Genomic DNA, 13,074 nt, shown 5'->3' on the forward strand with positions numbered 1-13,074 from the left:
TATATTATTCTTTATGCGAAAATTGCAATGGCGTGAATAATATAGAATTTACTTCTCTTTGACAAGAGGCAAACGTTGATTTTTAAACGCTTGATTTAATTTTCAGCAATTTTTATGATCTTTTGGAATATTTTTTCTTAGACTGAGTTGCAAGCGGTGTGATTTTTGCCAAATTTTGTAAAATTTGACGATTTGGGCTTTGCAATAAATGGGGGAGTTGTTGATTTAATTCAAACATAAATTTCTGATAGCTTGTCTCTTTTTTACTGATTTGGTTCAACCGCATTTCCCAATGAGCGGTCATATCAGGTTGGGTAGCGGAGTCAGGTAAGGCATTGATAAGCGTTCTGCCAGCTTCTGTACTGTGAATATTTTTACCTTTACGGGTTAAAAAACCTCGTTTAAATAGTAATTCAATAATCCCTGCACGAGTTGCTTCTGTGCCTAAACCGTCAGTTTCTCTTAGTACTTTTTTCAATTCTTTATCTTGTACAAAACGAGCAATTCCCGTCATTGCAGAAAGTAAACTGCGGTCAGTAAAATGGCGAGGTGGTTGTGTTTTTTTACTCATAATTTCGCCATTTTCGCAGTGTAAAACTTGTCCTTTTTTCACGATTGGTAGAGCTGGTTGAGCGTCATCAAAATTATCTTCTTTCCCTAATAGGGTTTTCCAACCTGCAACCGATAAATGGCGAGCTTGTGCGGTAAATTTGCCTCCTGCAATTTCAAGATCAATTTTGCTTTTGCGATATTCGGCATCAGGGCAAAATTGAATTAAATATTGGCGAGCAATCAGCTTATAAATGCGTTTTTCGTTTTCGGTTAAATGTATTGTGCCTTGTCTAGCCGTAGGAATTATTGCGTGGTGTGCTTCTACCTCTTTGTCATTCCAACAACGATTACGGCGGTTAGAATCAATGACATCGGGCTTGTCTTGGTATTCAGCTAAATGATGGATGATAGCAGCCATCACTTTAAATCTGTCGTTAAAATGCTCAGTGGGTAAATAGCGATTATCGGAACGTGGGTAAGTAATCAGCTTATGCGTTTCGTATAATTTTTGGCAAATATCTAGCACAGCTTGTGCAGACAATCCATATTTTCCCGCTGCATCCATTTGCAAAACAGAAAGTGAATAGGGTAAAGGAGCCGCTTCTTTTTCAATTTTGTCTTGATAGTCAGTAACATTGGCAGGCTGATTGGTTATGCGTTTTACCACATTTTCGGCAAGTGGAAGTGATAGCACACGCCCATCTTCATCCTGATAATCTTCGCAGGCTTTACTTGGTTGCCATTGCGCTTTAAATTTTTCTTGGGTTTCAGGCACAAGAAGGTGGGCAAATACCTCAAAATAATCTTTCGGGATAAAATTCTCAATCTCAAGATCTCGTCTAACGATCAGCCCTAACACAGGGGTTTGCACTCGCCCAACTGATAATACGCCTTTGTAGCCTGCCCAGCGACCTTGAAGGGTGTAAGCACGGGTCATATTGATTCCATAGAGCCAATCGGCTCTAGCACGGGCAAGGGCAGAGGTTGCAAGCGGTATAAAATCACTATTTTTTTGCAATTTTTGAATTGCTCGGCTTACCGCAGTTGGATTGAGATCGCTTACTAGGCAACGCTGAATTTGGCTTTTACGTTCTGGCGGTAAGTTGAGATAGCCAAACACTTCATCTACTAGAAGTTGCCCCTCACGATCCGGGTCGCCCGCATTCACTAAAATATCTGCTTTTTTAATGAGTTTTTCGACCACTTTAAATTGCTTTAATGTCTCTTTTTTAGGAGTGAGTTTCCATTGTTCAGGCACGATGGGGAGGTGTTCCATTCGCCATATTTTGAAACGTTCGTCATACGCATCGGGTTCGGCTTGTTCTAATAAATGACCGATACACCAAGTGACGGTATCGTGTTCTCCGCATTGAATAAAGCCATCTCCGCGTGTATGCGGTTTTGGTAATACATCAGCAATTGCTCTAGCGAGGCTTGGTTTTTCGGCTACAAATAAACGCATAGTTGTTAATTTTTAAAGAAAATTAACCGCTTGTACAAGCGGTTAGAAATAACGATTTTTTGGCAAATTAGTTTAAACCTTGTTCAGAAAGTATCATCTGACATTGAACAGGCGGAGTTGGTAATGTTTTTGTCGCTGGAGTGCCTGTATCTGGTTTCGGCTCGAACCAGGAGTAAAGTTCCTTGCCACAACCATCGCCTGCTGGAATAGGTGCTTGGTTTTCGCAACTTGTAGCATCAGCAGGGCAAGTTAAGCGAATGTGGAAATGGGCATCGTGTCCATACCAAGGGCGGATTTTAGCTAACCAAGCACGATCATTTCCTGCTGTTTGACAGAGTTTTACTTTAATAGCGGGGTTTACAAAAATGCGGTTTACTCGATTGTCTGAGGCGGCAAGTTTAATTAAGTCGGTATGTTGTTGCTGCCATAAATTGTCATAAACTCGTTGTGTATTTCGGTTAACCATAATAGTTGCAAGCCCTGCTGGGTTGCGTGCAGTTTGGTTGTCCATCGGTCCGAATCTTAACCAAATATCGGCATCAAGCCCTGTTTGATGAGAGGCGTGACCTGAGGCAAAACGCCCGCCAGCAGGCATTCCCATATCGCCAATTAAAATAGTTGGAATGCCTGCCGCTTTTGTTTTTTTGCCTAAGTTAATGAGGTAATCCAGTAATTCTGGGTGCCCATAGTAACGATTTCTCGCTGAGCGTATTACTTGGTAGCCTTCACCTTGTAAGGCTAAAGGTTTTGCTCCAATAATACAGCCGTTACTATATCCGCCAATAGATTGGGCTTTTCCTCGTATGGGTGTTTTGATTTTTTCCCATAGTGTTGCGTTAGTTTGAGTGCTTGTGAGAGCAACGGTTGTGATAAAAAGGAGTTTGAAGAATATTTTCATTTTTTCTAATCTATTTAGCGGAAATATTTTATCCTGTAATGTCATTAGGCATTATCGACATTGTGCTTTAAATCTTAGCATATGATCTAATAACACAATGGCGACCATTGCTTCTGCAATGGGCACAGCACGAATACCCACACAAGGGTCGTGTCTGCCTTTGGTAATGACTTCAACAGGCTCATTGTTTTTATTCACACTTTTTCCTGGAATCGTAATACTGGATGTTGGTTTTAACGCAATGTGAGCAAGAATTGGTTGACCAGAACTAATACCGCCTAAAATCCCCCCAGCGTGGTTAGACAGAAATGCCTCTGGAGTGATTTCATCACGGTGTTCACTGCCTCGTTGTTCGACAACAGCAAAACCATCGCCAATTTCAACCGCTTTTACCGCATTAATTGACATTAAGGCATGTGCTAGATCAGCATCTAAGCGGTCAAAAACTGGCTCACCTAATCCAACGGGTACATTTTCTGCGATTACTGTGAGTTTTGCCCCCACAGAATCGCCCTCTTTTTTCAGTTCACGAATTAAAGTATCAAAGCCCTGAATGGCGATAGGATCGGGGCAGAAAAACGGATTACTGTTTACTGCTTGCCAGTCGATTTGCTCAATATTTTCAACGGTTTTTGGGGATATTTTAATATTGCCGATTTGAGAAAGATATCCGCGTACTTGAATGCCGAATTTTTCACGTAAATATTTTTTGGCAATTGCACCTGCTGCAACACGCATTGCGGTTTCACGAGCAGAGGAGCGGCCGCCTCCACGATAATCACGAATGCCGTATTTATATTCATAGGTATAATCAGCGTGCCCAGGGCGGAATTTTTCTGCAATGTCGCTATAATCTTGTGAGCGTTGATCCCCATTTTTGATAATTAAACCAATGCTAGTTCCTGTTGTTTTACCTTCAAACACACCAGATAAAATTTGCACTTTATCGTCTTCACGGCGAGGTGTTGCGTAGCGTGATGTACCTGGTTTGCGGCGATCTAAGTCAGGTTGTAAATCTGCCTCACTGAGTTCCATATTAGGCGGTACACCATCTACAATGCAGCCTAATGCTATACCGTGTGATTCACCAAAAGTGGTAACCTTAAATAATTGTCCAATGCTGTTGCCTGCCATTTTTATTCCTTATTTATTTTGTGTTTGTGTGAGGTCAAAATCAAAGCGTTTTGAGCTTACCTTGACTTCATCTTGCGTATCATTATTTCTAAGATATACATCTAATTGGTTAAATGCAATCTCCACATTATGTTCCTTAAATAGCTGATGAACTCGGCTATTTAATTCATCTATTACAGGGTTTCTATCTGCAATATCATTTACATAAACACGTAACTCATATTCAAGGCTACTTGTACCTATATTCAAGAGAAATACAATTGGGCTCGGTGTTTTTAATACTTTAGGATTTTCTTCTGCAGATTGTAATAATAGAGATTTCACCAACTCTAAATTAGAGCAGTGTGCAACACCTACTTTAATGATGATTCGAGTGGATGTACTACTTAATGCCCAGTTTACTAATCGTTCAGTTACGAAAGCCTTGTTTGGTACAATAACTTCTTTTCCATCAAAGTCAACAAGGGTGGTTGCACGAATACGAATTTTAGATACAGTACCACTGAATATATCAATTGTAATCGTATCACCAATACGTATAGGACGTTCGAATAGAATAATGATCCCTGAAACAAAGTTTGCAAAGATTTCTTGCATACCAAATCCTAAGCCAACCGATAAAGCGGTTAATAACCATTGTAGTTTTGTCCAAGATACGCCTAATATAGAGAACGCTGATATTGATCCAAACGCAATAATGATATAGGTTAGTAATGTTGTGATTGTATATGGCGTACCTTGTGATAATTTAATGTGTGAGAAGATAAGCGTTTCAAGCAAACCACTTAAATTACGAATTAACATAACCATGACTACAATGATCAAAATAGCGGTGAGTAAATTCAAGAGCGTGATAGACTCCATCACAATACCCGCTTCTGTTGTTGCACTTTGTTGCCATAATGTTACGCCATCTAGATAGAGTGCCACAGTAATCAAATCTGACCATACCCAATAAAGCAACACAAATAACCCAATCCAAAGAACAAAATCGGTTAATTTCAACATTTGGTTTTTGACTTCGCTTACGGCAATTGAGTCTTCTTTTAATTCAAATGGAATTTCAACACCATCTTGATTTTCATTACTCTGTTCAGCTTTAGCTCTAGCCTTGGCTTCGGCAGTTTCTCTTTTCTCTTGTAAACGTCGATAAACGAGACGGCGTGCAGAGATGGAGAATGCTCGATAAATAACATTATGTATAATAATCCAGGTGATAATTGCAAAGTAAGAGGCAATTAAATGTTCGATAATGACTAAAGCGGTATAGTAGTAGCCCAATACGATTAGAATAATCAAAGTAACAGGGGCAATCAGCAATACTAATTTAACGATAGTGAGAAGAATACTGTTCGATTCTTTATTTTTTTCATAAGCAACATTTTCATAAGTGGAAATTGCTCGTCTAAATGCAGGAACGATCATCCAAATCATTAAAATAAGAATGAGGATTACCATAGTTTGACCCAGCACATCATAAGAAACATCGGTCTCTACGTTAGTAAAAATAGAGGTGCTAAGCAACAAGGTAATTATTAATACTGAACGTTTTAAAATATTACGGAAAATTTCATTACTTTTTTGTGGCATATTAAAATGAACGTGCCCAATGCCATGAGGACGTAGCATAGCCACTAAAAAAGCAAAGTAAAGCCAGTAAATTGCTATTTTTAATCCCCAAGGCCAAACTTGTTGCGGATGTTCAAATGAAATATAGGTTACGGCAATAAATCCAGCCAAGAAGATTAACATTCTAGGTAAACAAAGGACTAATGTCCAAAAAATAGCAAGAGGGGTATTCCATTGGCTATCTGTGGCTACAATTTTTAACCGGTTATTGATTTGGTTTAGTCTTTGTTTAATCTTATTTTTTTGGCGATTAATAAAAGCTGCAACTAGCAATAAAAGTGTAACCAAGACAGTTGTTGGTACGATATTATCACGCCAGTTTGAAAAATTGAGCTTTTCACCGATATTAATAATTTGGTAGTGGGCTATATCAAAAAATCGGCTAAACCACTCTAAATCCATAGGACTATTACTTTTTACCCAGAAACTTTGTTGTTGCAGTTTTTGTTGTAACGAGTCGCTGATTGTTTGAACCTGTTGTTGGTTAAGTTCAATATTAATTAATAAATTAAGCTGATTATTCAATGATTTAATCATTTCAGTTAAAGTGGTTAAACGCTTTTGAATAATGTCGGTTAATTGTTGTTTCTCCTTGTCGGTAAAGCTCTCTTTTTGCTCTTGCTCCAATTTGCTAATATAGGCATTTATATTAGAAAAAGAGTCCTTAAACTCAGTCATATCAAAAACACGTACACGTAGTTCGGTAATTTGCTTAGAAATACCAGAAATGATTTCATCTTGTGGTAACGATTGTTTTTGTTTATTGATGATGCGAGAAAGCACTAATGTGCCTTGTAATGAGCTAATTTGTTCTTCAATATTACGCTGCGTTTGTTGCAAATTATTAAGCACGTTTTTAATTCGCAAATTATCTTGTGATAACTGCGTCATATCTTTGGTTTGCTCAAGTAACTCTTGCGTTATTTGGGTGTTTAGATCTAACTCACGCAAAATAACAGGATTAGTCCTTGCATTATTTTGCTGATTTTGAACCGCTTGTGCTTGCTTTAACTTATTTTTGGATTCTTCTACAACCTGATTATTAATAGCGGTTTGTAAGTGACTAATTTTAGCTTGTAGGTTTTGCTGTTCTTGTCTTTTTTCCTCTAGTTGTGATGAATAAAGAGCTGATAAGTTATCGCTGCCATTAAGTAAAATTTGGTTATAAGTATTTTTTAGTTCAATGAGTTCAAGTTCTACTTCTAATTTGGTTTGTAGCTCGTTTTTGATATTATTAGCAGATGAAAGTTGAGTATTAATTTCCTGCTTACGTTTAATCATTTCAGTTAATGTCGCCTGAGCTTTATCTGGCACGGTATTTTGAGCAACTAAATTGTTATTAATCAGACTTAAATCTTGTTGTACGGTTTCAAGTTTAGATTGTGCTGCGGTTAATTCCTTTTGCAAATCAGTTGTTGATTTTTGCATTAAAGCTTCAAGACTTGGTGCGATAGTTGCTTTTAATTCTTCAATATTGTGTTGGCTAGCTTTCAAGGCTTTTTGGGAGTCTTGAATGGATTGATTTAATGCTTGATTATCTGCCTTTTGCTTCTCAATTTGGGCTAAGAGGGAAAAGGTGTCTTCAAGTGTTTGGACTAAGGCTTTATTATTTGTATCCGTTTGATCGAGTTTTTTTGCACTTTCTAATTGATCCTGAATCAATAGTTGAAGCGGAATTTGAGATAAGGCATAGCTATTAGTGACAAATAGAAGCCCTAAACTGAGAAAAGCGGTTTTTAACATCGGTTTAAACATAGATTTCCTCTAATATTTTATATTGTATATCGTGTTGTAATTGTTTTCGTGAAATTTTGATTGCACCTTGTATTTGATATTTTTCAATATCCAACAAGTAATAAGCAACGGGATGCTTGAATTTTTCTAATTTATCAGACAGCCAAATTTTTAATTTATGCATTTCTTGTTCAAAATGAGGCTGTTTGAATTTTATGGCGGCAATGGGGCGTTGCCCAAACTCGCTATCATTTATTGGTAGAATAAATACTTGTTCTACTAGGTTGGAGTGAAAAATAATCTGTTCAATTTCTTCAGGTTGAATATTTTCTCCACCTGAAATAAACATATTATCTAATCGCCCTTTTATTACAAGTTGTTTTTTGCTGTTCCATTCGCCTCTATCTTTGGTAGCAAGCCAACCGTGTTGATTAACAAGCGGTCGAATTTCTTTATTTTTTTGCCAAAAGCCTAAAGCAAGAGGCTTACCTTTTACCCAAATCTCGCCATTTTCTAGTTTGACTTCTCGATGTTTTAATGGATAACCGACATTATCTAATTCATTTTCTATGCCACAAATAGTCGAAGCCATTTCCGTCATTCCATAACTAGAAAAGGGCGTAATGCCGTGTTGTTGTGCTTGAGTGACTAATTCTGATGGAATAGTTGTTCCGCCTAATAAACATTTTTGATTCATACAACAGTCTAACTTGTCTAAATAGCGTTGTAATTGGGTTGGCACTAATGATGTGTGGCTTACTTGTTTAAGCCAAACAAAAAAAGTCTCTTTAGTTTCATTAACATAAAGCGTTGCCCCTTTAAGTAGCCAACGCCAAATAATGCCTTGCCCTGAAACGTGAAATAATGGCAGGCTAAGTAACCACGAATGTGATTTTTCAAACTGCATCAACTCACACACACCTTCGGCACTGTATAAATGAGCAGAAATAGAATGAACAACTGCTTTCGGTGAACCTGTTGATCCTGATGTTAATGTCAGCGTAGCAGCTCTTTCAATATCAAGGCGGGCTGAATAACAAGCGGTGATTTTTTCCGAAAAATTTGCAAATATATCATCGCTAATAAAAACATCGGCTCCCACTTCTTCTAAAATCATTTTTTGTTGTTCTTCGCTATAAGCTGGATTAAGCATTAAGATCTTTGCCCCAAGCCAGAGTGTGGTGCAGTAGGCGAGTAATCCACAAAAACGGTTAGTGCCACAATAAGCAACTAAGCATTCAGAATGAATGCCCTTTGCTTTTAAAATCACACCAATTTGCTGAATAAGTTGCTGAAATTCCTGCCAATTAAGTTGGGAAGGAAGAGTTGGAAAATAATCAACCTTTCCCTTTTCTCGGACAATAGCAATATCTTGCTCTGTCTTTTCCGCCCAAAATTGAGTAGGAAATAGAGAAGAATGAAGTATCATACGATGTGTTATACAAAAAGGACTTGAATTCGCTCAACTAGTTTAGATGGTATTTGCATAGATTCCATTACGCCTTTTAGAATAAGCCCTTTGCGAGCCGTATTATTGTTAGTAATAACCCAAAATGGCGAATCTGGGATCTGTTTTGCTTTCACGCCACTGCCTGTAGCTAAAATTTCTTCTTCACTTTGAGAAAAATAAATACGCTCATTACCACGCACATTTTCGGTTGCTTTAGCAAAGGCGTCAGGGTTAGAACGGTAGAGTGCTGCCAATAGCATAATAAAACGCACGACATTTTTATTTTCATTCATAAAATGTTCTGAGTTTAAAATATCTTCCAATTTGGCTACCGTTTTTTCAGTCTTGGATTCATCTTTTCTCGCGGTAGCACGCGATGGCGTTTTAACCAGCTCTTTGAGCTCATTGATCATATGCTCTTGTACTAATACAAAAGGTTGAGGCGATTGCGGTAATCTTAGTAAACGACGTAAGATATCTGATGCCGTTTCACCAATAGATTGTGTACGACTGGCAATATATTGATATAATTCATCATCAATTTCGATTCGTTTCATCGGGATCCTCATTCTTTTTGAACATAAAATAGCATTAGTTAGGGTGCTATTATACGCATTTATTTGCTTTTTTATAGAGGATCTTGATTGAAAATTTATGCTAAAAAAGACATTTATATGACAAAAAAATTAGGTTTAAATTTTCTTTATCAGCCAGCTAAACATAATCCAAATGCCCAAACAATGGTGTTTTTACACGGGTTATTTGGCGATATGAATAATTTAGGTATTATTGCCAAATCGTTTGAAGAAGATTACTCCGTGCTGAGAGTGGATCTGAGAAATCACGGAAGATCTTTTCATTCCGTAGAAATGAATTATTCGTTGATTGCTCAAGATTTAAAAGCGTTATTCGTTGAACAAAATATTCAAAATGCTATTGTGGTGGGGCATTCAATGGGCGGTAAGAGTGCGATGGCATTAGCGAACCTCGCCCCAGAATTGGTGGATAAATTAATTGTGATTGATATTGCTCCTGTAACCTATACGCAAAGTCGCCATAAACAGATTTTTGAAGGTCTATTTGCAGTAAAAATGGCTAAGCCCGAGACTCGCCAACACGCAAAAACAGTGATGGCAGAGTATATTCCTGATCAAGGTATTCAACAATTTATGTTGAAATCCTTCGATGCACAAAGCGAACAATTATTCCGATTTAATTTAACGGCGTTGCATCAAAATTACCAAAATCTAATGGATTGGAATGAGGTGTTTGTCAATATCCCCACTCTTTTTATTAAAGGGGCATTATCCGATTATATTCAATCAGCACATACAGAAACCATATTAAAACAGTTTCCACACGCGAAATCCTTTATTGTGGCAAATGCTGATCACTGGGTTCACGCTGAAAAACCAGAGACAGTTGTACGAGCAATTAAAAAATTTTTAGAGAAATAAAAAATGCAAAGAGATACTCTATTTTCAGCCCCGATTGAAAAATTAGGCGATTTTACTTTTGATGAATCGGTAGCGGAAGTCTTTCCAGATATGATCCAACGATCTGTGCCAGGCTATTCTAATATTATTACGGCAATCGGTATGTTGGCGGAACGGTTTGTCACAGATAATTCAAATGTTTATGATTTGGGCTGCTCAAGGGGGGCGGGTATTTTATCTATCCGCCGTAATGTAAGAGCCCAAAATGTACAGATTATCGGTGTGGATAATTCTCAACCAATGGTTGAACGTTGCAAAACACATTTGAATGCTTACCACTCTGATATTCCCGTTGAAATTTTATTAGATGATATTCGCCAAGTTGAAATCAAGAATGCTTCAATGGTGGTGTTAAACTTCACGCTACAATTTTTACCGAGAGAAGATCGTCTTTCGTTACTACAAAAAATTTATCACGGATTAAATTTAAATGGTATTTTAATCTTATCGGAAAAATTTACCTTTGAAAGTGAAATGATGAATGAATTGTTAATCGATCTTCACCATACTTTTAAACGAGCGAATGGCTACAGCGAATTAGAAGTAAGCCAAAAACGCAATGCGTTAGAAAATGTAATGCGAACAGATAATATTGAAACCCATAAAAAGCGTTTAAAAGAGGCGGGATTTAAGCAAATAGAACTCTGGTTTCAATGCTTTAATTTTGGTTCCGTGATTGCAATTAAATCTTAACAAGCGGTTATTTTTTGCAAATTTTTGAACAAAAACAACCGCTTGTACTTCATTTATTCTTTATAACCCAAAATTAGGTAGAATCAGTTATAATGCACAGTGACTTATTTTTGAGGAAAATGGTATGGCAACAATAAAAGATGTCGCTAAACAGGCTGGTGTTTCAACTACGACTGTATCACACGTAATTAATAAAACCCGTTTTGTTGCAGAAGATACAACTAAAGCTGTTTGGGATGCAATCAAAACATTAAATTATTCTCCTAGTGCGGTTGCTCGTAGCTTAAAAGTGAATACGACTAAATCAATTGGTATGATTATTACAACTAGTGAATCTCCATTTTTTGCAGAAATTGTATTAGCAGTAGAGGAATTTTGCTACAGTAAGGGGTATTCACTATTTTTATGTAATACTCAAAATAAATTAGAAAAAATCGAAAACCATTTAGACATGCTAATTAAAAAACGAGTTGATGGTATTTTAGTAATGTGCTCTGAATATGCGGGTAATTCATTCGAGATTTTTGAAAATACCAATATTCCAATGGTTATTATGGATTGGGGAATGAGTGATGGGCGAGCTGATGTGATTTTAGATCACGGTTTTGATGGCGGTTATTTAGCTACGCAACATTTAATAGAAAATGGGCATAAAGAAATTGCAGTTATTACTGGCAACCTAGATAAAGAGATTGCACGCACGCGTTTTGAAGGCGTTAAAAAAGCATTATCAGATGCTAGCTTATCACTTAGAGATGGATGGGTTCAAGAAGGTGATTTCGAGCCAGAGGGCGGTTATGAGTGTATGAATAACTTACTCAAAAACAAAGAGTTACCAACAGCCGTATTTTGTTTTAATGATGTAATGGCATTAGGTGCCATTTCAGCTATTACTGAAAAGGGCTTAAATGTGCCACAAGATATTTCTGTGATCGGGTATGATAATGTACATAGCTCACGTTTTTATGCTCCGCCACTTACCACAGTACACCAATCAAAATCACGCCTAGGAGCAGCCGCTTTAGAATTATTACTAGAACGAATTGAGAATAATGAAAAGGCGAAAGAGCCTAAAGTTTTGGAATTTTTCCCTGAATTAGTAAAACGCAAATCGGTTAGAAATTTAACCATTAAGGAGTAATATGGAAACATTAATTGAATTTTTTAGTAGCTATGGATACTGGGCGGTATTTTTTGTATTACTTGCTTGCGGATTTGGTTTACCTATTCCGGAAGATATAACGTTAGTTTCAGGTGGGGTAATTTCAGGGCTAGGTTATACTAATGTGCATTGGATGCTCGTTATAAGTATGCTAGGTGTACTCATAGGCGATAGTACTATGTACTGGTTAGGCAGAATTTACGGCGAAAAAATTCTAAGATTTCCGCTCATAAAACGTATAGCCACACCTGAACGCTTTGCAATGGTGCAAGAACGTTTTGAAAAGCAAGGTTGGAAATTACTATTTATGGCACGTTTCCTACCAGGACTACGAGCAGTAATTTACCTTGTTTCAGGTATTACTCAAAAAGTGAACTTTGGCACATTTTTACTCGTAGACTTTTTTGCTGCAATTATTTCTGTACCAATTTGGGTTTATTTAGGGGATTACGGTGCTTCAAATCTAGATTGGTTGAAAGAACAAGTGACCAACGGTCAGCATATTATTTTTGCTATTTTAGGTGCGGTAATCTTATTTTTCGGTTGGAAATGGTATAGAAATAAAAAAGCTAAATAGACATACAATAATAATGCTGAAGTCACAAAGCCTATCAATCTTTTTGATAGGCTTTTGTTTTGAGACTTATCGCTGTTATTAACTTACAATCATAAGTGGTTACAAAGATGGTTACATAAAAAAGAGATTAAATGCGTTTTAATGCGTTGAGTTATGTTGAGAATAAGCAATAAAAAAGCCTTTCGTACTAGGCTTTACAAGGGATTTGCGAGCAGTTACGAAAGGCTACTATAGGGATAATGGTGCGACTAGCTCGCACCAATAGGCATTATTTATCAGTAAGTTAT

At 37.2% G+C, this 13,074-nt stretch carries 10 protein-coding genes; 4 read left to right on the forward strand and 6 right to left on the reverse strand.

What is annotated here, in order from left to right; all coding sequences use genetic code 11:
- Nucleotides 1-112: 112 nt before the first annotated feature.
- The 6 genes from GM698_RS09955 to seqA all read right to left on the reverse strand — a co-directional run bounded on the left by GM698_RS09955 (nucleotide 113) and on the right by seqA (nucleotide 9,416).
- Nucleotides 113-2,014: a DNA topoisomerase III gene (locus tag GM698_RS09955; protein WP_209289371.1), complete on the reverse strand. Its 1,902-nt coding sequence runs from the start codon at nucleotides 2,012-2,014 to the stop codon at nucleotides 113-115.
- 67 nt (nucleotides 2,015-2,081) lie between these two features.
- Nucleotides 2,082-2,912, reverse strand: a complete 831-nt coding sequence (gene mepA, locus GM698_RS09960; protein WP_176808508.1) for a penicillin-insensitive murein endopeptidase — start codon at nucleotides 2,910-2,912, stop codon at nucleotides 2,082-2,084.
- Between the two features lie 51 nt (nucleotides 2,913-2,963).
- Nucleotides 2,964-4,046 carry a chorismate synthase gene (gene aroC, locus GM698_RS09965; RefSeq protein ID WP_176809991.1) on the reverse strand — a complete coding sequence of 361 codons (1,083 nt, stop codon included), beginning with the start codon at nucleotides 4,044-4,046 and terminating at the stop codon, nucleotides 2,964-2,966.
- 9 nt (nucleotides 4,047-4,055) lie between these two features.
- Nucleotides 4,056-7,430, reverse strand: coding sequence for a mechanosensitive channel MscK (gene mscK / locus GM698_RS09970; protein ID WP_245189265.1), 3,375 nt, complete (start codon nucleotides 7,428-7,430; stop codon nucleotides 4,056-4,058).
- On the reverse strand, nucleotides 7,423-8,838 hold the full coding sequence (gene menE, locus GM698_RS09975; RefSeq protein WP_209289372.1) for an o-succinylbenzoate--CoA ligase: 1,416 nt from the start codon (nucleotides 8,836-8,838) through the stop codon (nucleotides 7,423-7,425). The genes mscK and menE overlap by 8 nt, the downstream gene beginning before the upstream one ends.
- 8 nt (nucleotides 8,839-8,846) lie before the next feature.
- Nucleotides 8,847-9,416, reverse strand: coding sequence for a replication initiation negative regulator SeqA (gene seqA, locus GM698_RS09980; RefSeq protein ID WP_176812578.1), 570 nt, complete (start codon nucleotides 9,414-9,416; stop codon nucleotides 8,847-8,849).
- A 117-nt stretch (nucleotides 9,417-9,533) separates the two neighbouring features.
- Here seqA and GM698_RS09985 point away from each other — a divergent pair, with 117 nt between their 5' ends.
- From GM698_RS09985 to GM698_RS10000, 4 genes are all read left to right on the forward strand, one after another.
- Nucleotides 9,534-10,316 (forward strand): alpha/beta fold hydrolase, encoded by a 783-nt coding sequence (locus GM698_RS09985; RefSeq protein ID WP_209289373.1) that lies wholly within the window; start codon nucleotides 9,534-9,536, stop codon nucleotides 10,314-10,316.
- 3 nt (nucleotides 10,317-10,319) lie between these two features.
- Complete coding sequence (gene cmoA, locus GM698_RS09990) at nucleotides 10,320-11,048, forward strand: carboxy-S-adenosyl-L-methionine synthase CmoA (protein WP_176808503.1); 729 nt, start codon at nucleotides 10,320-10,322, stop codon at nucleotides 11,046-11,048.
- A gap of 124 nt (nucleotides 11,049-11,172) precedes the next feature.
- Entirely contained in the window at nucleotides 11,173-12,189 is a 1,017-nt protein-coding gene (gene purR / locus GM698_RS09995; RefSeq protein WP_176808502.1) for an HTH-type transcriptional repressor PurR, read from the forward strand.
- A 1-nt stretch (nucleotide 12,190) separates the two neighbouring features.
- The gene (locus GM698_RS10000; protein ID WP_159630058.1) at nucleotides 12,191-12,787 is read left to right on the forward strand and encodes a DedA family protein; all 597 of its coding nucleotides are present in this window, start codon (nucleotides 12,191-12,193) and stop codon (nucleotides 12,785-12,787) included.
- The last annotated feature ends 287 nt before the right edge of the window (nucleotides 12,788-13,074 follow it).

The organism is Mannheimia sp. ZY171111 (assembly GCF_017750945.1).
GTDB classification, from domain to species: Bacteria; Pseudomonadota; Gammaproteobacteria; order Enterobacterales; family Pasteurellaceae; genus Mannheimia; species Mannheimia pernigra.